This is a genomic window from Ruegeria sp. BA12, assembly GCF_056539625.1.
Map to the genome: position 1 here is coordinate 363,733 of NZ_JBQFVF010000001.1, position 22,100 is coordinate 385,832.

At 58.6% G+C, this 22,100-nt stretch carries 25 protein-coding genes; all 25 read left to right on the top strand.

The genetic code is table 11. From position 1 onward, the window contains the following. Positions 1 to 21: 21 nt before the first annotated feature. Positions 22 to 1,626 carry a carboxyl transferase domain-containing protein gene (locus tag ACR0B0_RS01785; RefSeq protein ID WP_480646164.1) on the top strand — a complete coding sequence of 535 codons (1,605 nt, stop codon included), beginning with the start codon at positions 22 to 24 and terminating at the stop codon, positions 1,624 to 1,626. Then, entirely contained in the window at positions 1,626 to 2,051 is a 426-nt protein-coding gene (locus ACR0B0_RS01790; RefSeq protein WP_170348133.1) for an ASCH domain-containing protein, read from the top strand. The genes ACR0B0_RS01785 and ACR0B0_RS01790 overlap by 1 nt, the downstream gene beginning before the upstream one ends. A gap of 3 nt (positions 2,052 to 2,054) precedes the next feature. Next, positions 2,055 to 3,983 (top strand): acetyl/propionyl/methylcrotonyl-CoA carboxylase subunit alpha, encoded by a 1,929-nt coding sequence (locus tag ACR0B0_RS01795; protein ID WP_480646166.1) that lies wholly within the window; start codon positions 2,055 to 2,057, stop codon positions 3,981 to 3,983. Positions 3,984 to 4,061: 78 nt separating this feature from the next. After that, on the top strand, positions 4,062 to 4,916 hold the full coding sequence (locus tag ACR0B0_RS01800) for a hydroxymethylglutaryl-CoA lyase (protein WP_170395735.1): 855 nt from the start codon (positions 4,062 to 4,064) through the stop codon (positions 4,914 to 4,916). A gap of 9 nt (positions 4,917 to 4,925) precedes the next feature. Continuing rightward, positions 4,926 to 5,708, top strand: a complete 783-nt coding sequence (locus tag ACR0B0_RS01805; protein ID WP_170504752.1) for a crotonase/enoyl-CoA hydratase family protein — start codon at positions 4,926 to 4,928, stop codon at positions 5,706 to 5,708. A 193-nt stretch (positions 5,709 to 5,901) separates the two neighbouring features. Next, positions 5,902 to 6,267 (top strand): NADH-quinone oxidoreductase subunit A, encoded by a 366-nt coding sequence (locus tag ACR0B0_RS01810; protein WP_050602775.1) that lies wholly within the window; start codon positions 5,902 to 5,904, stop codon positions 6,265 to 6,267. After that, positions 6,258 to 6,791 (top strand): NuoB/complex I 20 kDa subunit family protein, encoded by a 534-nt coding sequence (locus ACR0B0_RS01815; protein WP_010442777.1) that lies wholly within the window; start codon positions 6,258 to 6,260, stop codon positions 6,789 to 6,791. The genes ACR0B0_RS01810 and ACR0B0_RS01815 overlap by 10 nt, the downstream gene beginning before the upstream one ends. An 11-nt stretch (positions 6,792 to 6,802) precedes the next feature. Next, complete coding sequence (locus tag ACR0B0_RS01820) at positions 6,803 to 7,408, top strand: NADH-quinone oxidoreductase subunit C (RefSeq protein ID WP_170395739.1); 606 nt, start codon at positions 6,803 to 6,805, stop codon at positions 7,406 to 7,408. Beyond that, complete coding sequence (locus ACR0B0_RS01825) at positions 7,408 to 7,581, top strand: hypothetical protein (RefSeq protein WP_058274391.1); 174 nt, start codon at positions 7,408 to 7,410, stop codon at positions 7,579 to 7,581. The genes ACR0B0_RS01820 and ACR0B0_RS01825 overlap by 1 nt, the downstream gene beginning before the upstream one ends. 1 nt (position 7,582) lies before the next feature. Further along, positions 7,583 to 7,708 (top strand): hypothetical protein, encoded by a 126-nt coding sequence (locus ACR0B0_RS01830; RefSeq protein ID WP_480646169.1) that lies wholly within the window; start codon positions 7,583 to 7,585, stop codon positions 7,706 to 7,708. Next, complete coding sequence (locus ACR0B0_RS01835) at positions 7,708 to 8,931, top strand: NADH-quinone oxidoreductase subunit D (RefSeq protein ID WP_170409203.1); 1,224 nt, start codon at positions 7,708 to 7,710, stop codon at positions 8,929 to 8,931. Before ACR0B0_RS01830 ends, ACR0B0_RS01835 begins: the two co-directional genes overlap by 1 nt. Beyond that, complete coding sequence (gene nuoE, locus ACR0B0_RS01840; RefSeq protein WP_480646171.1) at positions 8,931 to 10,028, top strand: NADH-quinone oxidoreductase subunit NuoE; 1,098 nt, start codon at positions 8,931 to 8,933, stop codon at positions 10,026 to 10,028. The genes ACR0B0_RS01835 and nuoE overlap by 1 nt, the downstream gene beginning before the upstream one ends. 32 nt (positions 10,029 to 10,060) lie before the next feature. Beyond that, positions 10,061 to 10,282, top strand: coding sequence for a DUF5337 domain-containing protein (locus ACR0B0_RS01845; protein ID WP_170349358.1), 222 nt, complete (start codon positions 10,061 to 10,063; stop codon positions 10,280 to 10,282). Positions 10,283 to 10,294: 12 nt separating this feature from the next. Beyond that, positions 10,295 to 11,593 (top strand): NADH-quinone oxidoreductase subunit NuoF, encoded by a 1,299-nt coding sequence (gene nuoF, locus ACR0B0_RS01850; protein ID WP_170348145.1) that lies wholly within the window; start codon positions 10,295 to 10,297, stop codon positions 11,591 to 11,593. 409 nt (positions 11,594 to 12,002) lie between these two features. Further along, positions 12,003 to 12,419, top strand: a complete 417-nt coding sequence (locus ACR0B0_RS01855; protein WP_170348149.1) for an MAPEG family protein — start codon at positions 12,003 to 12,005, stop codon at positions 12,417 to 12,419. Positions 12,420 to 12,442: 23 nt separating this feature from the next. Next, entirely contained in the window at positions 12,443 to 12,814 is a 372-nt protein-coding gene (locus tag ACR0B0_RS01860; protein WP_254437374.1) for a hypothetical protein, read from the top strand. A gap of 98 nt (positions 12,815 to 12,912) precedes the next feature. Beyond that, positions 12,913 to 13,317 carry a DUF5333 domain-containing protein gene (locus tag ACR0B0_RS01865; RefSeq protein WP_254428648.1) on the top strand — a complete coding sequence of 135 codons (405 nt, stop codon included), beginning with the start codon at positions 12,913 to 12,915 and terminating at the stop codon, positions 13,315 to 13,317. A 3-nt stretch (positions 13,318 to 13,320) separates the two neighbouring features. Then, the gene (gene nuoG, locus ACR0B0_RS01870) at positions 13,321 to 15,342 is read left to right on the top strand and encodes an NADH-quinone oxidoreductase subunit NuoG (protein ID WP_170360162.1); all 2,022 of its coding nucleotides are present in this window, start codon (positions 13,321 to 13,323) and stop codon (positions 15,340 to 15,342) included. 195 nt (positions 15,343 to 15,537) lie between these two features. Then, on the top strand, positions 15,538 to 16,575 hold the full coding sequence (nuoH, locus tag ACR0B0_RS01875) for an NADH-quinone oxidoreductase subunit NuoH (protein WP_170348155.1): 1,038 nt from the start codon (positions 15,538 to 15,540) through the stop codon (positions 16,573 to 16,575). Positions 16,576 to 16,577: 2 nt separating this feature from the next. Further along, positions 16,578 to 17,072 (top strand): NADH-quinone oxidoreductase subunit NuoI, encoded by a 495-nt coding sequence (gene nuoI, locus ACR0B0_RS01880; protein WP_170395751.1) that lies wholly within the window; start codon positions 16,578 to 16,580, stop codon positions 17,070 to 17,072. Then, positions 17,069 to 17,479 (top strand): carboxymuconolactone decarboxylase family protein, encoded by a 411-nt coding sequence (locus ACR0B0_RS01885; protein WP_170348159.1) that lies wholly within the window; start codon positions 17,069 to 17,071, stop codon positions 17,477 to 17,479. The genes nuoI and ACR0B0_RS01885 overlap by 4 nt, the downstream gene beginning before the upstream one ends. Beyond that, complete coding sequence (locus tag ACR0B0_RS01890; protein WP_170348161.1) at positions 17,476 to 18,078, top strand: NADH-quinone oxidoreductase subunit J; 603 nt, start codon at positions 17,476 to 17,478, stop codon at positions 18,076 to 18,078. The genes ACR0B0_RS01885 and ACR0B0_RS01890 overlap by 4 nt, the downstream gene beginning before the upstream one ends. Before the next feature lie 4 nt (positions 18,079 to 18,082). After that, positions 18,083 to 18,388 (top strand): NADH-quinone oxidoreductase subunit NuoK, encoded by a 306-nt coding sequence (gene nuoK / locus ACR0B0_RS01895; protein ID WP_005984024.1) that lies wholly within the window; start codon positions 18,083 to 18,085, stop codon positions 18,386 to 18,388. Between the two features lie 6 nt (positions 18,389 to 18,394). Next, positions 18,395 to 20,542: an NADH-quinone oxidoreductase subunit L gene (gene nuoL, locus ACR0B0_RS01900; protein ID WP_480646174.1), complete on the top strand. Its 2,148-nt coding sequence runs from the start codon at positions 18,395 to 18,397 to the stop codon at positions 20,540 to 20,542. Further along, on the top strand, positions 20,542 to 22,086 hold the full coding sequence (locus ACR0B0_RS01905) for an NADH-quinone oxidoreductase subunit M (RefSeq protein WP_170348165.1): 1,545 nt from the start codon (positions 20,542 to 20,544) through the stop codon (positions 22,084 to 22,086). The genes nuoL and ACR0B0_RS01905 overlap by 1 nt, the downstream gene beginning before the upstream one ends. Positions 22,087 to 22,100: the final 14 nt, after the last annotated feature.

Genomic DNA, 22,100 nt, shown 5'->3' on the forward strand with positions numbered 1-22,100 from the left:
GATGGACCAGGAAAGCAAAGAATGAAACTCACATCCAAAGCCATGCCCGCCTCTGAGGGCTTCAAGACAAACCGCACCGCTCATCTCGATGCGCTGGCACAAATCACTGCCGCCGCCGAAGCAGCCCGCATGGGCGGTGGTGAGAAATCCCGCGCGCGGCATGAATCCCGGGGAAAGATGCTGCCACGTCGTCGGGTGGCGAACTTGCTGGACCCGGGGTCTCCGTTTCTTGAGATCGGCGCGACGGCAGCGCATGGGATGTATGGCGATGCCGCGCCTGCTGCCGGGGTCGTCGCGGGTATTGGCCGCGTGCAGGGGCGTGAGGTTATGGTGGTGTGCAACGATGCCACTGTGAAAGGCGGCACTTATTACCCGATGTCGGTCAAGAAACATCTGCGGGCGCAGGAGATTGCTGAGGAAAACAACCTCCCCTGCATCTATCTGGTCGATAGCGGCGGCGCGAACCTGCCCAATCAGGATGAGGTCTTTCCCGACCGCGACCACTTTGGCCGCATCTTCTACAATCAGGCACGGATGAGCGCCAAAGGGATTGCACAGATCGCCGTGGTAATGGGCTCGTGTACGGCGGGTGGGGCCTATGTGCCTGCGATGTCGGATGTGACGATCATTGTGCGCGACCAAGGCACGATCTTTCTGGCCGGGCCGCCTCTGGTCAAGGCCGCGACCGGAGAGATCGTCAGCGCCGAAGATTTGGGTGGCGGCGACGTTCATACTCGCTTGTCTGGTGTAGCCGACTATCTGGCCGAGGATGACGCCCACGCGCTAGCTCTGGCGCGGCGCGCGGTCGGGTCGCTGAACCTGCGCAAACCGCAGACGGTGGATTGGGCCAGCCCCGAGGATCCGGCCTATGACCCCGAGGAAATTCTGGGCGTTGTGCCCGCCGATCTGCGCACGCCGTATGACATCCGTGAGGTGATCGCGCGGTTGGTCGACGGCTCGCGTTTCGATGAGTTCAAACCGCGCTTTGGCGAGACGCTGGTGACTGGCTTTGCCCATGTCAAAGGCTGCCCTGTCGGGATCATTGCCAACAACGGCGTGCTGTTTTCCGAAGCTGCGCAGAAGGGCGCGCATTTTGTCGAACTGTGTTCGCAGCGGAAAATCCCTCTGGTGTTTCTGCAGAATATCACCGGGTTCATGGTTGGTCGGAAATACGAAAACGAAGGCATCGCACGGCATGGGGCCAAGATGGTGACAGCAGTTGCCACGACGAACGTGCCGAAGGTCACGATGCTGGTCGGCGGTTCTTTTGGGGCCGGGAATTACGGCATGGCGGGACGGGCCTATCAGCCGCGCTTCCTATGGACATGGCCGAACTCGCGGATTTCCGTGATGGGAGGCGAACAGGCGGCGGGTGTTCTGGCCACCGTCAAACGCGACGGGATCGAACGGCAGGGCGGCACCTGGTCTGCCGAGGAGGAGGCCGAGTTCAAACGCCCCACACTGGAGATGTTCGAGGAACAGTCGCATCCGCTCTATGCCTCTGCTCGGTTGTGGGATGATGGCATCATTGACCCACGCAAAAGCCGCGATGTGCTGGCGCTGTCGCTGAGAGCCGCGCTGAATGCCCCGATTGAAGAGACACGTTTCGGCGTGTTCAGGATGTGATGCGCATGGACCTGAAAGAAGTAATGACCCGCTACCCGGACGCACAGACTTTTAAGTTCGGCGATAGCGCTGCCTTGAGTGCTGAATTGCTGGCATTGGTGCGCTCAGGCCAAAAAAAAGCAACTTGTGGGGCGCTGCGCGACTATCCGGGCGGAAGCCCTGAGACACCAGTTGTCGGGCGACGCGATATCGCTCTGGAATGGGATGACACCCCGGCTTTGGTGATCGAAACGGTCGATGTCACGATCTGTTGTTTTTGCGATGTGACTGAGGACTTTGCATTGGCCGAGGGTGAGAATGAAACGCTTGAAGGATGGCGCGAGGATCACCGTTGTTACTTCGAGCGCAATGGCGGTTTCGATCCCGAGATGGAGTTATTGTGCGAACGTTTCCGTCTTGTCGAAGATCTGGCTGTTGAGGGGTAAGACATGTTCAACAAAATCCTGATTGCCAACCGGGGCGAGATCGCATGTCGCGTCATGGAAACGGCTCAGAAAATGGGCGTCTTCTGTGTTGCGGTCTATTCCGACGCGGATGCCTCGGCAAAACATGTGCAGATGGCCGATGAGGCTGTCCGTATCGGCGGCGCGGCTCCCGCTGAAAGCTACCTGAAGGGCGACGTGATCATTCAGGCTGCGCTGGATACCGGAGCTCAGGCGATCCATCCGGGGTATGGCTTTCTCTCGGAAAACCCCGAATTCGTGGATGCGGTCGATGCGGCTGGTTTGACGTTCATCGGCCCTTCGGCGGATGCGATCCGCAAGATGGGTCTCAAGGATGCGGCCAAGGTTCTTATGGAGCAGGCAGGCGTGCCGGTTGTGCCGGGATATCATGGTGACAATCAGGACCCCGAACATCTGGCGGGCGCTGCTGAAACCATCGGCTATCCCGTGTTGATCAAGGCCGTGGCAGGTGGCGGCGGCAAGGGCATGCGGCTGGTTGAACGTCCCGAGGATTTCGCCTCAGCATTGGACAGCGCACGGGGTGAGGCCAAAACAGCCTTTGGCAATGACGCCGTTCTGGTCGAGAAATTTGTCGCCAAACCCCGCCATATCGAAGTGCAGGTGTTTGGCGACGGCACCCATGCGGTGCATCTGTTTGAACGAGACTGCTCGCTTCAACGCCGACACCAGAAGGTGATCGAGGAGGCTCCGGCCCCGGGTATGACGGCTGAGATGCGCGAGGCGATGGGGCAGGCGGGCGTGCGGGCCGCCGAGGCGATCGGGTACAAGGGCGCAGGGACGGTTGAATTCATCGTTGATGCTTCGGACGGGCTGCGTCCGGACAGGTTCTGGTTCATGGAGATGAACACGCGCCTGCAGGTCGAGCATCCCGTGACCGAAGCGATCACCGGGGTCGATCTGGTCGAATGGCAATTGCGGGTCGCCGCTGGCGAGGCGTTGCCGAAACGTCAGGACGATCTATCCATCACTGGCCACGCATTTGAGGCCCGTCTTTATGCCGAGGACGTGCCCAAGGGCTTCCTGCCTGCAACGGGCACCCTGACGCATCTGCAATTCCCTACGGCCTGCCGTGCCGATAGCGGAGTGCGTGCGGGTGATACGATCAGCCCTTGGTATGACCCGATGATCGCTAAAGTCATCGTCCATGGCCCCACGCGCGCGGTTGCATTGGAACAGCTTCATCGTGCCCTGCAGCAGACCGAGGTCGCAGGCACCGTGACCAACCTCGCCTTTCTGGGCGCGCTGACCCGGCATGAAGGTTTCGCCACAGGTGATGTAGATACCGGGCTGATCGGGCGGGATATTGATGCGCTGACACTGGTAGCTCCGATTTCGGCAGCGACATGCGTGGCGGCTGCGATGATGGCGTTGGACTTGGTCGATACGAAGGAAGAGACTGGGTTTTCCCTGTGGGCTCCGTTGCACCGAGCAGTTCAGCTAAAGGCAGATGACACCCTTGATCTTGATGTTCAGGTTGAAGGTTCAAATCGTCAGGTTTGGCAGGTCGGGGAAGATACTGTCATTGCCGAGCGCAGCAACGGTATCTGGTCCATTGACGGCAACCCAATGCCGCAGGTGTCGGTTTCGGGCGCGCGGATCACGGTCTTTGACACCTACGGGCAGGCGTTTGACATTGTTGATCCGCTGGACCGCGATGCCAGCGCTGCAGGCGATACTAACGTGATCGAAGCCCCCATGCCCGGATTGGTCAAGGCGGTGTTTGCCGCCGTGGGTCAAAAGGTAAGTGAGGGAGACAGGCTTGCCATTTTGGAGGCGATGAAAATGGAACATTCCCTTCTGGCCGCCCGCGACGGTGTCATTGCCGAGGTGCTGACTGAGGACGGCGCGCAGGTCGAAGCCGGAGCGGCCCTGATCAGATTAAAAGAAGAGTGACCTGTTCGCGCGCCGCATCGCGTGGCACAGTCAGGCCATCCGAACAGGACACGAAACAAAACCGGGAGGAGCGCGGCCATGGGTGAGCGGGTCGAGATTTTCGAAGTAGGTCCACGTGACGGCCTGCAAAATGAACAGCGTGAGATCCCGGTTGCCGAGAAAGTGGCGCTGGTCGACTGCCTCAGCCGCGCCGGGTTCAACCGGATCGAAGTAGCCAGTTTTGTATCGCCCAAATGGGTGCCGCAGATGGCCGGCAGTGCGGAAGTTTTGGCCGGAATAATAAGGACAGATGGGGTGCGCTATGCCGCGCTGACGCCCAACATGCGTGGATATGAGGACGCCCTGACGGCCAAAACGGATGAGATTGCAGTATTCGCCTCGGCCTCCGAGGGATTTTCGAAAGCCAATATCAACGCCACGATTGCCGAATCCATCGAGAGATTTACACCGATCCTCGAGGCCGCGCGCCACATTGATCTGCCGGTGCGTGGCTATGTCTCTTGCGTGACCGACTGCCCCTATGATGGCCCAACACCGCCCGAGAAGGTGGCCGAGGTCGCTGATCAGCTGTTTGGCTTGGGCTGCTATGAGGTCTCATTGGGCGATACAATCGGGCAGGGGACGCCAGATACCATCGCGCATATGCTCTTGGCCGTACGAGAACGCGTGCCGGTAACCCGTCTGGCTGGGCATTTCCACGACACCAATGGCCGGGCGCTCGACAATATTGATGCTGCCCTGGCGTTGGGCGTGCGAACCTTTGATACGGCGGTTGGTGGATTGGGCGGCTGCCCTTATGCGCCCGGAGCTGCGGGGAATGTTGCGACCGAGGCCGTGGCCGCCCATCTGGAGCGGTTGGGCTATGAAACCGGGCTTGATCTGGAAATCGTAGAGCAGGCCGCGCAAATGGCGCGGGCCATGCGGCCAGAGTGAGGGGCGGGCATGTTTGAAACGATCTCGGTGACCACAGACGCGCGTGGAGTTGCGACTTTGACGCTCGACCGGGCGGAAAAACACAACGCGATGTCGGCGCAGATGATTGCCGAACTGACACAAGCGGCCGCGCAACTGGGTGCAGATGACACAGTGCGCGTGGTGGTGCTGACCGGGGCGGGCAAGAGTTTCTGTGCGGGCGGTGACCTGGGCTGGATGCAGGACCAGATGGCCGCCGACCCCGAAACGCGGTTTGCCGAGGCGCGCAAGCTGGCCGAGATGCTGCAGGCGCTGAACACCATGCCCCGCCCGCTGATCGGTGCGATTCAGGGCAATGCGTTTGGCGGTGGTGTTGGGCTGACTGCTGTTTGCGACGTGGCCATTGGTGTGGACAGCGTAAAGATGGCCCTGACCGAAACGCGGCTGGGCCTGATCCCCGCCACGATTGGCCCATATGTGATTGCCCGGATGGGTGAGGCGCGGGCGCGGCGCGTGTTCATGTCGGCCCGGTTGTTCGATGCTGTCGAGGCGGTCGAGCTTGGGCTGCTGGCCAAAACCGTTCCGGCAACTGATTTAGCTGATGCGGTCGAAGCCGAAGTTCTGCCCTATCTTTCCTGTGCGCCAGGCGCGGTTGCATCGGCCAAGGATTTGGTCAGCAAGCTGGGACCCAAAATTGACGATGCTGTGATTGACCAGACGATCGGAGCCTTGGTGGATCGGTGGGAAACCGACGAGGCGATGGAGGGAATCGGTGCGTTCTTTGAAAAGCGAAAACCTGCATGGAAAAGTTAGGTTTAGGCCTTAATTTCATTGCAGTTGCAGTAGGAATCACCTTTCCCGGATCACAGGGCATGACAAGTGGATTATTACTCCTGTCTGCGACTGTGTTCGGTTGACCCTCTGACCCCGCGCGGATAGAGAATGTCCAGTCAACACGCCAATTGACGGCGCCCCCCGACCGGGTTGCGCAGGAAAGGAGCTATTCGTGGAAGACCTGCTACGGGAGTATCTCCCGATTCTGGTGTTTCTGGCCGTTGCTGTCGGCCTTGGAATCGTCCTGATTCTGGCGGCTGTGGTTCTGGCAGTCCGCAACCCCGACCCTGAAAAGGTCAGCGCATATGAATGTGGCTTCAACGCCTTTGACGATGCGCGGATGAAATTCGACGTCCGGTTCTATCTGGTCTCGATTCTGTTCATCATCTTCGATCTGGAAATCGCCTTTCTGTTTCCGTGGGCCGTCGGCTTCAAGGACATCAGCGATGTAGGGTTCTGGTCGATGATGGTGTTCCTGGGTGTTCTGACCATCGGCTTTGCCTATGAATGGAAGAAGGGGGCCTTGGAATGGGAGTGATGACGGGTGCAAACACTGCCGGTGTCGACAAAGAAGTCGCAACCCAGGCCCTGAATGCCGAGTTGCAGGACAAAGGGTTCCTGCTGACCTCGACCGAAGACATCATCAACTGGGCTCGCACCGGATCGCTGCACTGGATGACCTTCGGTCTGGCCTGCTGCGCGGTTGAAATGATGCACACCTCGATGCCGCGTTATGATGCCGAACGGTTTGGTATCGCCCCGCGGGCGTCCCCACGTCAGTCCGATGTAATGATCGTGGCGGGAACGCTGACTAACAAGATGGCCCCGGCGCTGCGCAAGGTTTACGACCAGATGCCCGAGCCGCGCTATGTGATCTCGATGGGGTCCTGCGCAAATGGCGGTGGGTATTACCACTATTCCTATTCGGTCGTGCGCGGCTGTGACCGCGTGGTTCCAGTGGATATCTACGTCCCCGGGTGCCCGCCAACCGCCGAGGCGTTGCTGTATGGCCTGATGCAGTTGCAACGCAAAATCCGCCGCACCGGCACCATCGTACGCTGAGGAGAGAGCTGATGAGCGAAGCACTCAAAGAACTCGGCGCGCAGCTTGAACTGAAACGGGCCGATTGCGTTCTGTCCTGGGATGTGACCCATGGCGAACTGAACGTGGATGTGGCGCCGTCGAACCTTGTGGAATTCATTGAGTTCCTGAAATCCGACCGGAATTGCCAGTTTTCGTCGCTGGTTGACATCACTGGCGTGGATTACCCCGAACGGGCCAAGCGGTTCGATGTGGTGTATCACTTCCTGTCGATGTACCAGAACCAGCGCATCCGCCTGCGGGTTTCAATTCGAGAAGAAGACATGGTGCCCTCGATCGTTGACGTTCACCCCTCGGCGAACTGGTTCGAGCGTGAGGTGTTCGACATGTTCGGCATCCTGTTCTCGGGCCACCCGGACCTGCGCCGCATCCTGACCGACTATGGGTTCCGCGGCCACCCACTGCGCAAGGATTTCCCGACCACCGGCTATACCGAGGTGCGCTATGACGAAGCGCAAAAGCGCGTTGTCTATGAGCCGGTGTCGTTGGTGCAGGAATACCGTCAGTTTGATTTCATGTCCCCGTGGGAAGGCGCGAACTACATTCTTCCGGGGGATGAAAAACAGGAGACTGAATAATGGGTGGCATCTGGTGGCTGATCCTTTCTGCACTGACCATCATTCCGATGGTGAAGATTTTGCCGTTTTTCGGGATCAACAAGTTCTGGTGCCTTCTTTGTCTGGTTCCATTTGGCACAATTGCGTTGCTGTGGTGGGTTGGGCTGAAACTGCAAGAGTTGGAGCGCCGCTGAGATGATGGGTGAACTTATCATTCTGGGTGCGCTGGGGGTGCTGCTGGCAGGTGCCGCTGCCAAAGCGGCCGAAGCTGAAAAGGTTCGGGTTCGGGCCGACGCGAAAAAGAAAAAACGGGGGCGTTGATGGACGGCTCAAGATACGATGATGGCAGCACGGACGCGCTGAGCGGAGAACAGAAAATCCGCAACTTCAACATTAACTTCGGTCCGCAACACCCTGCTGCGCATGGAGTTTTGCGTCTGGTGCTTGAGCTGGACGGTGAGATTGTCGAGCGCTGTGACCCGCATATCGGTCTGCTGCACCGTGGCACCGAAAAGCTGATGGAAAGCCGGACGTATCTGCAGAACCTGCCGTATTTCGACCGTCTGGATTACGTGGCACCGATGAACCAGGAGCACGCCTGGTGTTTGGCCATCGAAAAGCTGACCGGGGTTGAAGTGCCGCGTCGCGGCTCGCTTATCCGTGTTCTCTATTCCGAGATCGGGCGCATCCTGAACCATCTGCTGAATGTGACCACGCAGGCGATGGACGTCGGCGCGCTGACGCCGCCGCTGTGGGGCTTCGAGGAACGCGAAAAGCTGATGGTGTTCTATGAGCGCGCCTGCGGTGCCCGCCTGCACGCCGCCTATTTCCGTCCTGGTGGTGTCCATCAGGACCTGCCGCCGGAACTGCTGGACGATATCGAGGCGTGGAGCCACGAATTCCCCGCCGTTCTCGATGACATTGACGGTCTGCTGACCGAAAACCGTATCTTCAAACAGCGTAATGCCGATATTGGCGTCGTAACCGAGGATGACATCCAGAAATACGGCTTCTCGGGCGTGATGGTGCGCGGGTCTGGTCTGGCATGGGATTTGCGTCGCGCGCAGCCTTATGAATGCTATGACGAGTTCGAATTCCAGATCCCCGTCGGCAAGAACGGCGACTGCTACGACCGTTATCTGGTGCGCATGGAAGAGATGCGCCAGTCGCTGTCGATCATCCAGCAGGCCATCGTCAAAATCCGTGAGTGCCCCGGCGATGTTCTGGCGCGCGGCAAGATCACCCCGCCGAAACGCTCAGACATGAAGACCTCGATGGAAAGCTTGATCCACCATTTCAAACTGTACACCGAAGGTTTCCACGTTCCCGCCGGTGAGGTCTACGCCGCCGTCGAGGCCCCAAAGGGTGAGTTCGGCGTCTATCTTGTCGCCGACGGCACCAACAAACCCTACCGCGCCAAACTGCGCGCACCGGGGTTCCTGCACCTGCAAGCTATGGACCACGTCGCCGGAGGCCACCAATTGGCCGATGTTGCCGCCATCATCGGCACCATGGACGTCGTATTTGGAGAGATTGACCGCTAATGCTCCGCCGCCTCCACCCCGAACAACCCGAAAGCTTTGCCTTCTCCGCGGCCAACCAGCAATGGGCCGAAGCGCAGATCACCAAGTACCCCGAGGGGCGCCAGGCCAGCGCGGTTATCCCGCTGCTGTGGCGCGCGCAGGAGCAGGAAGGCTGGCTGAGCCGTCCGGCGATTGAATCCGTCGCCGACATGCTGGGCATGGCCTACATCCGCGTGCTTGAGGTCGCGTCTTTCTACTTCATGTTCCAGTTGCAGCCGGTTGGCTCGGTGGCACATATTCAGGTCTGCGGCACGACGTCCTGCATGATCTGCGGGGCCGAGGATCTGATTGCGGTCTGCAAGGACAAGATCGCTACCAGGCCGCATGAACTATCTGCCGATGGCAAGCTGAGCTGGGAAGAGGTGGAATGCCTCGGGTCCTGTACCAACGCGCCGATGGCGCAGATTGGTAAGGACTATTATGAGGACCTGACCACCGAGAGCTTTGGTAAAATCCTCGACGATTTGGTTGCGGGCAAAGTTCCGACACCGGGCCCGCAGAATGGGCGTTATGCGGCAGAACCTCTCAAGGGTCTGACCAGTCTGACGGAATATGACAGTGGTCGAACCCAGTTTAACGCCAGTGTCGAACTGGCGAATGATCTGGGCGATACAGTCAAGCGGATTGATGGGACCGAAGTGCCCATCCTGACCCCTTGGCTGGGTAAGGACGGTAAGGCTGCAGCGACCAAGGCAGCACCGAAACCTCCGAAAGCGCCGGCACCGGGCAAGCCTGCGGTGAAACAGGCCGAAGAGGCGAAGGCGAAAGAAGACCAGCCGGAAACCCTGACCGCGCCGCGCGATGGAAAAGCTGATGACCTGAAGATGCTCAAAGGTGTCGGACCCAAGTTGGAAGAAACGCTGAACGAGTTGGGCTTTTACCACTACGACCAGATTGCGGCCTGGACATCGGAACAGGTGGCTTGGGTTGATGCGCGGCTGAAGTTCAAAGGTCGGATCGAGCGGGACGGCTGGATCGAACAGGCCGGTAAGCTGGCGGCGGGCGAGGAAACCGAGTTCGCCAAACGTGCCAAGGAAGACGGCACTTACGAAGACTAGGACGCATGCCCATCCGGGGCATGAAGGATGAGATGGACAAGGACAAAGAACAGGCCATAGCCCGCAAGGGTCGTCACATAGGTATCGTCATTGCAGTGACGATGACCATTTGGCTTGCCATGAACCTGTTCATTGGCCCCGCACTGGAGCTGACGACGCGCCATGCGTTGTTGTTTGATCTCGCCGCTCTGGCGGCGTTCGTCTATGCGGGCGTCAACATATTTCAACTCTGGCGCATGCGTCAGGATAGCTGAAGGTAACACGCGATGCTGAAGGATCAGGACCGGATCTTTACCAACATCTACGGGATGCACGAGCGCACGCTGAAAGGTGCGCAGGCCCGCGGGCATTGGGACGGCACAGCTGGCCTGATTGGCAATGGGCGCGACTGGATCATTCAGACGATGAAGGACTCGGGCCTTCGTGGGCGCGGTGGCGCGGGTTTCCCAACCGGTCTGAAATGGTCGTTCATGCCCAAGGAAAGTGATGGTCGTCCGGCCTATCTGGTGGTGAATGCGGATGAATCCGAGCCCGGCACCTGCAAAGACCGCGAGATCATGCGCCATGATCCGCACACGTTGATCGAAGGCTGCCTGATCGCGTCTTTCGCGATGAACGCACACACCTGCTATATCTACCTGCGCGGCGAATACATCCGCGAGCGCGAGGCGCTGCAGGCCGCGATTGACGAAGCGTATGACGCGGGTCTGCTAGGCAAGAACGCCGCCGGTTCGGGTTGGGATTTCGATCTGTTCCTGCATCACGGCGCCGGTGCCTATATCTGCGGAGAAGAGACCGCCCTGATCGAAAGCCTTGAGGGCAAGAAAGGTATGCCGCGGATGAAGCCTCCGTTCCCGGCGGGCGCGGGGTTGTATGGCTGCCCGACCACGGTGAACAACGTAGAATCCATCGCGGTTGTGCCGACCATCCTGCGCCGTGGTGCGGACTGGTTTGCGGGATTCGGTCGACAGAACAACGCGGGAACCAAGCTGTTTGCCATTTCGGGTCACGTGAACAACCCCTGCGTGGTCGAAGAGGCAATGTCTATTCCCTTTGAGGAGCTGATCGAAACCCATTGCGGCGGCATTCGCGGCGGTTGGGACAATCTTCTGGCGGTTATTCCGGGTGGTTCTTCGGTACCCTGTGTGCGCGGTGAGAACATGCGCGATGCGATCATGGATTTTGATCATCTGCGCAACGATCTGGGCTCGGGCCTGGGAACGGCGGCGGTGATCGTGATGGACAAGTCCACGGACATTATCAAGGCGATCTGGCGGCTGTCGAAATTCTACAAACATGAAAGTTGCGGTCAGTGTACGCCCTGCCGTGAAGGCACCGGCTGGATGATGCGCGTGATGGACCGTCTGGTGCGCGGCGAGGCCGAGCTGGAAGAGATTGACATGTTGTTCGATGTGACCAAACAGGTTGAAGGTCACACGATCTGCGCCCTCGGCGATGCGGCTGCCTGGCCGATCCAGGGCCTGATCCGTAACTTCCGCGAAGAGATTGAAGATCGCATCAAGGCCCAGAAAACGGGTCGGATGGGTGCGATGGCGGCGGAGTGATCGAGATGCGGAGCTTTCGAACAACTTGTGTCGCACTCTTGCTTATCGGGGCTGTAGCAGCCCCAGCCGCAGCTGCGAAACGTGCGGCATACGATCAGGCTGTCGGTGAAGTTCTTGCGGCTCATTTCATAAAAGACAGATGCAGCGGTCTGGCCACTGTTGGCGGTTCTGATTACCAGAGTTACGTGCTGACTGCGACAGAACTGACTGCGGTTCAGGGATTGCGTCGGCAAAAAATGCGCAAGTTCTTATTCTATGGGAGATCCGATTGGCTTAAGGGGCAAGTAAGGAAGGTTCTCGACGACAGAAATGTAGAAATTTCAAACAAAAAATCTCTTTGTGCGTTTGGACGAGGCGTGGCAGGAACCGAAGATGCTATCGGGCGATTTCTGGTAAAGGAGTGACCTAGATGGAATTTCTAACCGACTACTCCCACGCAGTTACTTCGATAGTGATCTTCACGCTCGTGCTTCTGTTCATGTCGCCATTCACGGCTTTGGCGAAACAAAGCAAAGGGTTGGCGCCGGGGGCCACACCCGAACAAGACTATGCTGACAAGGCCTATCGCCTGAATCGCGCCTACCTGAATGGGACCGAGACGCTGCCCGCCTATCTGACGGTCATTGTCGCGGCCATTCTTATGGGGGCCAGCCCATTTTGGGTTAACCTGCTGGCTTCGGTCGCGTTGCTGGCGCGCCTGATAATGCTGGTGGTGCATATTCGCGGTATCGGCAAACCGTCTGCTGGTTTGCGCTCGGTTCTGTATGTCATCGCCTGGGCCTGCATGGTCGTGATGGGGATTATGGCAATAGTGGCGGCGTTTTGATGAAGACTTGGGGAAAATATCAGATGCTAGGACGTAAAAGTGTTGCCGGTCGCGTGTCCATGTTGGCCGGCGTCCTTACGTTGTCACTTGTTTCGGCGTGCGGTGGCATCACGTCGTCCAGTGATCGTGTCCTTTTTGACGGTAAGTATTTTCGGGCCAAAGCAAAGCCCGTCGATAAAAAGAAGATGCCGACCGAATTCACCGTGGTTGTGAATGGGGTTTCTGCCTCGTTGGACGGCGCGCGCGAAGCGGGACGGTACGAGGGGACGAAATTCTGCATCAAGAACTTCGGTTCTTCCAGCATCGCGTGGAAGGTCGGCCCGGATACTGAACCCCAGAACTTGCGTGTCAGCGACGACAAGTTGACCTTTGCAGGAGCTTGCCAGCGACCATGACGCGCGTGTTCGCATATCACTCGATGACACGGGGGATGTTATTGCATAGCACCCCGACTGCCGGTCGTCTTGGGTTTCCCAAGACGAAAGGAATTGTCATGTCCAGTGTGAAAATGCTGACGCTGCTGTCTGTGCTGGCTTTGCCCACCATCGTTGAAGCGAAACCGCCCTTGCGCGAAGTCAAAGAGATCGACAACGAACTCTATTACATCGCCATTGCAAATGAGATTTCAGAGTATTGCCCCTCGATCAGCGGGCGGCGTCTGAAAGCGATCGGTGTGCTGTGGGGATTGAAGTCGCAAGCGAACAAACTGGGATACTCGGACAATGAAATCCGGGCGTATGTGGATTCGGATGCTGAAAAGGACCGGATGCGCGCCAAGGGCGAGGCGTATCTGGCCCAACACGGTGTCACCTACGAAAACCCCAATTCCTTCTGCACGCTGGGGCGGGCAGAGATTGAAAGAAACAGCGCCATTGGCGTGTATTTGAGGGCGAACTAGACGATGTCTGACCTCCGTAAGATCAATATCGACGGGCAGGAAATAGAAGTCGATGGTGCGATGACCCTGATCCAGGCTTGTGAGCAAGCCGGGGTCGAGGTGCCGCGCTTCTGTTATCACGAACGTTTGTCGATCGCAGGGAACTGCCGGATGTGCCTGGTTGAGGTTGTGGGCGGCCCGCCCAAACCTGCGGCGTCCTGCGCGATGCAGGTGCGCGATTTGCGCCCCGGCCCCGAAGGGCAAGCGCCGGAGGTCAAAACGAACTCACCCATGGTCAAAAAGGCCCGCGAAGGGGTGATGGAGTTTCTGCTCATCAACCACCCGCTGGATTGCCCGATCTGTGATCAGGGCGGCGAGTGTGACTTGCAGGATCAGGCGATGGCCTATGGTCTGTCGGGCAGCCGCTTCAAGGAAGCCAAACGCGCGGTTGACGATCTGGATCTGGGACCGCTGGTTGGCACTGCGATGACCCGCTGCATCAGCTGCACCCGTTGTGTGCGGTTCACGACCGAGGTTGCCGGGATCACTCAGATGGGTCAGACGGGGCGTGGAGAAGATGCCGAGATCACCTCTTATCTGAACCAGACGCTGGATTCGAACCTGCAGGGTAACATCATCGACCTGTGTCCGGTGGGGGCGCTGACCTCGAAACCTTACGCCTTTACGGCTCGTCCGTGGGAATTGACCAAGACCGAGAGCATCGACGTGATGGATGCCTTGGGCTCGAACGTCCGGGTGGATACCAAGGGGCGTGAGGTCATGCGCTTCCTGCCGCGCAACCATGACGGCGTGAACGAGGAGTGGATCAGCGATAAAACCCGCTTTGTGTGGGACGGTCTGCGGCGTCAGCGTTTGGACCGCCCATATATTCGCGAAAACGGCAAGCTGCGCCCGGCCTCATGGCCCGAGGCGCTGACCAAGGCGTCTGAGGCGCTGAAAGGTGCCGAGAAACCGGCGGGTATCGTGGGTGATCTGGCGCCAGTCGAAGCGGCCTTTGCGCTCAAACAGATGATCGAAAGCCTGGGCGGTGTCGTCGAGTGTCGCACCGACGGTGCCCGACTGCCTGCGGGCAACCGTGGGGCTTATGCCGGGACTGCTGCGATCGAGGATATCGACAGAGCCGAGCGTATTCTGCTGATCGGCACCAACCCGCGTGAGGAAGCTCCGGTTTTGAACGCGCGTATCCGCAAGGCATGGGCGCACGGGGCCGAGGTTGCTCTGGTCGGTCCGGCTGTCGATCTGACCTATAAGTATCACCACATGGGTGATGACCGCGCAGCACTGCAAAAAGTCGTCGATATGGGCGGCGATGATGTGATCAAAGGCAAGGCCTCTCTGGTTGTTGTGGGGCAGGGTGCGCTGCAAGAGGCTGACGGTGCCGCTGTTCTGGCCACTGCGCAAGCCATTGCTGCAAATACAGAAAGCGGTCTGATCGTTCTGCATACAGCAGCCTCGCGCGTGGGTGCGATGGACGTGGATGCGACAAACGAAGGTGGTATGGACGCGATCAGCGCGGCGGACGTAATCTATAACCTTGGCGCGGACGAGGTCGAGATCGGTGAGGGCGCGTTCGTCATCTATCAGGGCAGCCATGGCGACCGGGGCGCACACCGCGCCGATGTGATCCTGCCAGGCGCCGCCTATACTGAGGAAAACGGCCTGTTCGTGAACACCGAAGGCCGTCCTCAGCTGGCCATGCGCGCAGGCTTTGCACCGGGTGAGGCCAAGGAAAACTGGGCGATCCTGCGGGCCTTGTCGGCCGAATTGGGCGCGACGCTGCCTTACGACTCGCTGGCGCAATTGCGCAGTGCGCTGATCGAAGCAGTGCCGCATCTTACGCGCATCGACGAGGTGATCGAAAACGAAGTGCAATTGATGGAGGCTGGCCCCCTAGGTACAGCCACTTTCCGCAATGCGATCAAGGACTTTTACCTGACCAATCCCATCGCCCGCGCCTCGCAACTGATGGCTGAGCTGTCGGCGCAGGCACAGGCACGCAAGGCCGGGAAGATCGCGGCGGAATGAAACAGACCTGTTTCATATCGCTTTTAGGCGCCTGCAATAAGGTGGCTGTGAAAATGCGCGTGAGACGCAACAATAAGGGTGGCGTAAGTGCGGCGGATGCTGTTTACACCAACGCGCCGACCCAGCCGCAGTTTGCGCAGGCAAATGGCCTTCGCAATTTACGCGGAAAACGGAATACCCACGGTGTGAGGACCAATGGCTGATTTCTTTAACACCCCAGGCGGAATAGCCATCATCATTCTGGCGCAAGTGCTTGCCGTTGTTGCCTTTGTGATGATCTCGCTGTTGTTCCTCGTTTATGGCGACCGCAAGATCTGGGCGGCGGTACAGATGCGCCGCGGTCCCAATGTGGTGGGCGTCTATGGCCTGCTGCAATCGGTGGCAGATGCGCTGAAATATGTGGTGAAAGAGGTGGTCATCCCCGCCGGGGCCGACCGCACGGTTTTCATTCTGGCACCGCTGACAAGCTTTGTTTTGGCGATGATCGCCTGGGCGGTAATCCCGTTCAACGATGGCTGGGTCCTGTCAGATATCAACGTCGCCATCCTGTATGTCTTCGCCGTATCCTCGTTGGAGGTTTATGGCGTGATTATGGGCGGTTGGGCGTCGAACTCAAAGTACCCGTTCCTAGGATCGTTGCGCTCGGCTGCGCAGATGATTTCTTACGAGGTTTCCATCGGCCTGATCATCATTGGTGTGATCATTTCTACAGGGTCGATGAATTTCGGCGACATCGTACGCGCGCAGGATGGCGGGCTGGGCCTATTCAGCTGGTACTGGCTGCCGCATTTCCCGATGGTCTTCCTGTTCTTCATCTCGGCGCTGGCGGAAACCAACCGCCCACCGTTTGACCTGCCCGAGGCGGAATCCGAACTGGTTGCCGGTTATCAAGTCGAATACTCGGCCACACCCTTCCTGCTGTTCATGGCAGGCGAATACATTGCGATCTTCCTGATGTGCGCGCTAACATCGCTGCTGTTCTTCGGTGGCTGGCTGTCGCCGATCCCGGGCCTGCCCGACGGAGTGCTGTGGATGGTCGCCAAAATGGCGTTCTTCTTCTTCCTCTTCGCAATGGTCAAGGCGATCACGCCGCGTTACCGCTATGACCAATTGATGCGATTGGGTTGGAAAGTGTTTTTGCCATTCTCGCTGGCCTGGGTGGTGTTTGTGGCCTTTGCGGCGAAATTCGACTGGTTCTGGGGGGCATTCGCCCGTTGGAGCGTAGGAGGTTAATCATGACGCAGATCGACTATACCCGCGCTGCCAAGTACTTTTTGCTGCAGGATTTCTGGGTCGGCATGAAACTGGGGTTGAAGTATTTCTTCGCCCCCAAGGCCACCGTGAACTACCCGCACGAAAAGGGCCCTCTGTCCCCGCGGTTCCGGGGCGAGCACGCCTTGCGTCGTTATCCGAATGGCGAGGAACGTTGCATCGCCTGCAAACTCTGCGAGGCGGTTTGCCCGGCGCAGGCCATCACCATCGACGCCGAACCGCGCGAGGACGGCAGCCGTCGAACCACGCGCTATGACATCGACATGACCAAGTGCATCTATTGCGGCTTCTGTCAGGAGGCCTGCCCGGTCGATGCAATCGTCGAAGGCCCGAATTTCGAGTTCGCCACCGAAACCCGCGAAGAGCTGTTCTACGACAAGCAAAAACTGCTGGATAACGGCGAACGCTGGGAAGCCGAGATTGCCCGCAACCTGGAAATGGATGCGCCGTACAGATGAGTGACAAGCCCACAAACCCATTCGAGCAAATGCTCAAACAGGCACAGGACATGGCCAAGGCGATGAACCCGGGGCTCGAGAATTTCTCGCCCAAGGGGTTCGAAGCGCTGTGGCCGACCATGCCCAAAGAGGTCATGGAGATGATGTTCGGCAACACCGTCAACAAGGACGGATTGGACGCCAAGACCCGCCTGCTGCTGACGCTGGCCGGGCTGACCTGTCAGGGCGCGCAGGCGGATTCAGCGGTGCGTCAGACCGTGCGTCACGCGCTGGAAGCGGGCGCAAAGAAACAAGAGATCGTGGAAACGATCGGCCAGATGTCGGTCTTTGCCGGCATCCCGGCCATGACCCGCGCGCTGGATCTGGCGCAAGAGGTCATGGGCGATAACGAGGATGAGGATCAATGACCGTCTTTGCCTTCTACCTGTTTGCCATCAGCGCCATCACCGGCGGGCTGTTCACGGTGATCAGCCGCCAGCCGGTGCATTCGGTGCTGTGGCTGATCCTTTCCTTCCTCTCCTCGGCCGGGTTGTTCGTGCTACTGGGGGCCGAGTTCGTGGCAATGCTGCTGATCATCGTCTATGTCGGCGCGGTCGCGGTGCTGTTCCTGTTCGTGGTGATGATGCTGGACGTGGACTTTGCCGAGCTGAAGGCCGAGATGGCGCGTTACATGCCATTGGCCTTGTTGATCGGTCTGGTCATTCTGATGCAGTTCGTCATGGCCTTTGGCGCATGGGACAGCGCGCAGGGTGCGGCGGCCAATCTGGCTCAGCCGGTGCCTGTTGATCGCCATAACACCGAGGCGCTGGGCGTCATTCTTTATGATCAATACTTCCTTCTGTTCCAGCTGGCGGGCCTGATCCTGCTGGTGGCCATGATCGGCGCCATTGTTCTGACGCTGCGCCACCGTCAGGACATCAAGCGTCAGGACATCATCGGCCAGATGATGCGCGACCCGGCCAAGGCGATGGAGTTGAAGGACGTGAAACCGGGGCAGGGACTTTGAGACGATGATCGGACTTGAACACTATCTTACGGTCGCGGCGACACTGTTCGTCATCGGCATCTTCGGTCTCTTCCTGAACCGCAAGAACGTCATCATCCTGCTGATGAGCATCGAGTTGATGCTGCTGGCGGTAAATATCAACCTCGTGGCGTTTTCCAGCTTCCTCGGCGATCTGGTCGGGCAGGTGTTTACGCTGTTCGTGCTGACCGTTGCAGCGGCCGAGGCGGCGATTGGTCTGGCCATTCTGGTCTGCTTCTTCCGCAACCGCGGCACCATCGCGGTTGAAGACGTCAATATGATGAAGGGGTAAGAGAACATGGAAACCACCATCCTCTTTGCCCCGCTGGTGGGCGCGCTGCTTTGCGGGTTCGGCTGGCGATTCATTGGCGAAAAGGCCGCCATGTGGACCGCCACCGGCCTGCTGTTTCTGGCCTGTTTGCTGTCGTGGATCGTGTTCTTCACCTTTGACGGGGTGACCCAGCAGGTCGAGATCATGCGCTGGATCGAGAGCGGCTCGCTCTCGACAAGCTGGGCCGTGCGTTTGGACCGGCTGACCGCGATCATGCTGATCGTGGTGACGACCGTATCGGCGCTCGTACACCTGTATTCCTTCGGCTATATGGCCCATGATCCGCAATGGCGCGAAGGCGAGAGTTATAAGCCGCGCTTCTTTGCCTATTTGTCCTTCTTCACATTTGCCATGCTGATGCTAGTGACGGCGGATAATCTGGTTCAGATGTTCTTTGGCTGGGAAGGTGTGGGTGTCGCGTCTTACCTGCTGATCGGCTTCTACTACCGCAAGCCATCGGCCAACGCGGCGGCGATGAAAGCGTTCATTGTCAACCGGGTGGGCGACTTTGGCTTTGCGCTGGGGATTTTTGCTCTGTTCTTCCTGACGGACAGCATCAATTTTTCCGACATTTTCGCGTCGGCCCCTGAACTAGCGGAAACGCAACTGCACTTCCTGTGGGGTGAGTGGAACGCCATCGAGGTGATTTGTGTGCTGCTGTTCATCGGTGCGATGGGTAAATCGGCGCAGCTGATCCTGCACACCTGGTTGCCGGATGCGATGGAAGGCCCGACACCGGTGTCGGCACTGATCCACGCAGCGACGATGGTGACAGCAGGTGTCTTCCTGGTGTGCCGCATGTCGCCGCTTATGGAGTTCGCACCGGGTGCGACCGGGTTCATCACCGTACTGGGCGCTTCGACCGCGTTTTTCGCCGCAACTGTGGGTCTGGTGCAGACCGACATCAAGCGCGTCATCGCCTATTCGACATGTTCGCAGCTGGGCTACATGTTCGTGGCCGCCGGTGTGGGCATGTATTCGGCTGCGATGTTCCACCTGTTCACGCACGCGTTCTTCAAGGCGCTGCTGTTCCTTGGGGCCGGTTCGGTGATCAACGCTATGCATCACGAGCAGGAAATGACCGAATACGGCGGTCTGCGTAAGAAAATCCCTTATACCTTCTGGGCGATGATGATCGGGACACTGGCTATTACCGGCGTTGGTATTCCGCTGACCACCATCGGGTTCGCAGGGTTCCTGTCCAAGGATGCCATCATCGAGAGTGCCTATGCTGGTGGGTCGGCCTATGGCTTCTGGCTGCTTGTGATCGCGGCTGCGTTCACTTCGTTCTACAGCTGGCGCCTGATCTTCCTGACTTTCTATGGCGAGCCGCGGGGTGATCAGCATACGCATGAGCATGCGCATGAAAGCCCGATGACCATGTTGATTCCTTTAGGCGTGCTGTCCTTGGGTGCGGTCTTTGCCGGGATGATCTGGTATGGCAACTTCTTTGGTCATGCGGACAAGGTCGGCAAGTTCTATGGCATTCCGGTGGCCGAGGCGTCGGAGCATGCCGAGGCGGTCGATCATGGCACTGCGGATTCACATGCGGATGATGCACACGCTGATGAGGGGCACGCAGAAGATACTCATGCCGATGATGGGCACGGCGAGAAGGATGCGCATGGCGGTGATCACCACTATGTCTTCGCGGGTGAGCCGGGCGAGGGCGCGATCTATATCGCGCCGGACAACCATATTCTGGACGATGCGCATGCCGCCCCGAAATGGGTCAAGGTCTCACCCTTTGTCGCGATGGCGCTGGGTTTTGTCATGGCCTATTGGTTCTATATCGTGAACCCGTCCCTGCCGGGGCGTCTGGCACAGAACCAGCGTCCGCTTTACCTGTTCCTGCTGAACAAGTGGTACTTTGACGAGATCTACGATGCGATCTTTGTCAAACCCACCGTTGCGCTTGGTCGGTTCCTGTGGAAACGCGGTGATGGCAATACTATCGACGGCTTCCTGAACGGGGTTTCGATGGGCGTTATTCCCTTCTTTACCCGCCTCGCAGGCAAGGCACAGACGGGCTACATCTTTACTTATGCCTTCTGGATGGTTCTGGGTATCGCTGCCCTGGTCACCTGGATGTCGATCGGCGGAGGCGCACACTAATGGATAATATCCTCTCGATCGTCACCTTTATTCCGGCAGTGGCGGCAGGCATCCTGGCCCTGTTCCTGCATGGTGAGGACGCGGCTGCGCAGCGCAACGCGAAATGGGTTGCACTGGTGGCGACCACGGTGACCTTCCTTGTCTCGATCGGTATCTACACAGGGTTTGATCCGTCCAATACCGGCTTTCAGATGGTGGAAGAGGCCGAGTGGCTGCTGGGTCTGAAATACAAGATGGGTGTAGACGGTATCAGCGTTCTGTTCGTACTGCTGACCACTTTCATCATGCCGCTGACCATTCTGGCCAGCTGGCAGGTCACCGACCGCGTCAAAGAATACATGATCGCCTTCCTGCTGCTGGAAACGCTGATGCTGGGCGTATTCATGGCGCTGGATCTGGTCCTGTTCTATCTGTTCTTCGAGGCCGGCCTGATCCCAATGTTCCTGATCATCGGCATCTGGGGTGGGGCGAACCGGATTTACGCAAGCTTCAAGTTCTTCCTCTATACTTTCCTGGGCTCGGTGCTGATGCTGGTGGCGATGGTTGCGATGTATTCCGATGCAGGCACAACTGATATCGAAGCCTTGATGAGCCACCATTTCTCGTCCGAAGGGTTCAGCGTGCTGGGCGTTTATATCGTCGGCGGTATGCAGACGTTGATGTTCCTGGCCTTCTTTGCCTCGTTTGCGGTGAAAATGCCGATGTGGCCGGTTCATACCTGGCTACCTGACGCACACGTTCAGGCGCCGACTGCAGGCTCGGTTGTGCTGGCGGCGATCCTGCTGAAGATGGGCGGCTATGGCTTCCTGCGGTTCAGTCTGCCGATGTTCCCAGTCGGGTCAGCGGTGATGACCGATCTGGTCCTTTGGATGTCGGCCATCGCAGTAGTCTACACCTCGCTGGTGGCGCTGGTGCAGGAGGATATGAAAAAGCTGATCGCTTATTCCTCGGTTGCTCATATGGGCTTTGTGACTATGGGTATCTTTGCTGCGAACCAGCAGGGTATTGACGGCGCGATCTTCCAGATGCTCAGCCACGGGTTTATCTCGGCCGCGCTCTTCCTGTGTGTCGGTGTCATCTATGACCGGATGCACACGCGTGACATCGACGCTTATGGCGGTCTGGTGATCCGCATGCCCGCATACGCGCTGGTCTTCATGCTGTTCACAATGGCCAATGTCGGCCTGCCGGGTACATCCGGGTTCATCGGTGAATTCCTGACGCTGATGGGCGCGTTCCAGGTCAATACCTGGGTGACGGCTGTGGCTGCATCTGGCGTGATCTTCTCGGCTGCCTATGCGTTGTGGCTGTATCGCCGAGTCGTGTTTGGCGATCTGATCAAGGAAAGCCTCAAGGCAATGACGGACATGAGCTCGCGCGAGCGGCTGATCTTTGCACCGCTGATCGTGATGACCATCCTGCTGGGCGTTTACCCGTCGCTGGTGACCGATGTGATCGGCAATTCGACCGCCGCGCTGATTTCGAACTATGACTCGGCTCTGGCCGCGGCTGAGGCCGCGACCCAGACGGCCGCCTCGCATTAAGGGAGCTTTGGAGA

What these genes read in the sequence shown, in the direction of transcription:
- ACR0B0_RS01785 (WP_480646164.1), top strand. Translation starts at nt 22, where the DNA reads ATGAAACTCACATCCAAAGCCATGCCCGCCTCTGAGGGCTTCAAGACA.
- ACR0B0_RS01790 (WP_170348133.1), top strand. Translation starts at nt 1,626, where the DNA reads ATGCGCATGGACCTGAAAGAAGTAATGACCCGCTACCCGGACGCACAG.
- ACR0B0_RS01795 (WP_480646166.1), top strand. Translation starts at nt 2,055, where the DNA reads ATGTTCAACAAAATCCTGATTGCCAACCGGGGCGAGATCGCATGTCGC.
- ACR0B0_RS01800 (WP_170395735.1), top strand. Translation starts at nt 4,062, where the DNA reads ATGGGTGAGCGGGTCGAGATTTTCGAAGTAGGTCCACGTGACGGCCTG.
- ACR0B0_RS01805 (WP_170504752.1), top strand. Translation starts at nt 4,926, where the DNA reads ATGTTTGAAACGATCTCGGTGACCACAGACGCGCGTGGAGTTGCGACT.
- ACR0B0_RS01815 (WP_010442777.1), top strand. Translation starts at nt 6,258, where the DNA reads ATGGGAGTGATGACGGGTGCAAACACTGCCGGTGTCGACAAAGAAGTC.
- ACR0B0_RS01820 (WP_170395739.1), top strand. Translation starts at nt 6,803, where the DNA reads ATGAGCGAAGCACTCAAAGAACTCGGCGCGCAGCTTGAACTGAAACGG.
- ACR0B0_RS01825 (WP_058274391.1), top strand. Translation starts at nt 7,408, where the DNA reads ATGGGTGGCATCTGGTGGCTGATCCTTTCTGCACTGACCATCATTCCG.
- ACR0B0_RS01830 (WP_480646169.1), top strand. Translation starts at nt 7,583, where the DNA reads ATGATGGGTGAACTTATCATTCTGGGTGCGCTGGGGGTGCTGCTGGCA.
- ACR0B0_RS01835 (WP_170409203.1), top strand. Translation starts at nt 7,708, where the DNA reads ATGGACGGCTCAAGATACGATGATGGCAGCACGGACGCGCTGAGCGGA.
- nuoE (WP_480646171.1), top strand. Translation starts at nt 8,931, where the DNA reads ATGCTCCGCCGCCTCCACCCCGAACAACCCGAAAGCTTTGCCTTCTCC.
- ACR0B0_RS01845 (WP_170349358.1), top strand. Translation starts at nt 10,061, where the DNA reads ATGGACAAGGACAAAGAACAGGCCATAGCCCGCAAGGGTCGTCACATA.
- nuoF (WP_170348145.1), top strand. Translation starts at nt 10,295, where the DNA reads ATGCTGAAGGATCAGGACCGGATCTTTACCAACATCTACGGGATGCAC.
- ACR0B0_RS01855 (WP_170348149.1), top strand. Translation starts at nt 12,003, where the DNA reads ATGGAATTTCTAACCGACTACTCCCACGCAGTTACTTCGATAGTGATC.
- ACR0B0_RS01860 (WP_254437374.1), top strand. Translation starts at nt 12,443, where the DNA reads ATGCTAGGACGTAAAAGTGTTGCCGGTCGCGTGTCCATGTTGGCCGGC.
- ACR0B0_RS01865 (WP_254428648.1), top strand. Translation starts at nt 12,913, where the DNA reads ATGTCCAGTGTGAAAATGCTGACGCTGCTGTCTGTGCTGGCTTTGCCC.
- nuoG (WP_170360162.1), top strand. Translation starts at nt 13,321, where the DNA reads ATGTCTGACCTCCGTAAGATCAATATCGACGGGCAGGAAATAGAAGTC.
- nuoH (WP_170348155.1), top strand. Translation starts at nt 15,538, where the DNA reads ATGGCTGATTTCTTTAACACCCCAGGCGGAATAGCCATCATCATTCTG.
- nuoI (WP_170395751.1), top strand. Translation starts at nt 16,578, where the DNA reads ATGACGCAGATCGACTATACCCGCGCTGCCAAGTACTTTTTGCTGCAG.
- ACR0B0_RS01885 (WP_170348159.1), top strand. Translation starts at nt 17,069, where the DNA reads ATGAGTGACAAGCCCACAAACCCATTCGAGCAAATGCTCAAACAGGCA.
- ACR0B0_RS01890 (WP_170348161.1), top strand. Translation starts at nt 17,476, where the DNA reads ATGACCGTCTTTGCCTTCTACCTGTTTGCCATCAGCGCCATCACCGGC.
- nuoK (WP_005984024.1), top strand. Translation starts at nt 18,083, where the DNA reads ATGATCGGACTTGAACACTATCTTACGGTCGCGGCGACACTGTTCGTC.
- nuoL (WP_480646174.1), top strand. Translation starts at nt 18,395, where the DNA reads ATGGAAACCACCATCCTCTTTGCCCCGCTGGTGGGCGCGCTGCTTTGC.
- ACR0B0_RS01905 (WP_170348165.1), top strand. Translation starts at nt 20,542, where the DNA reads ATGGATAATATCCTCTCGATCGTCACCTTTATTCCGGCAGTGGCGGCA.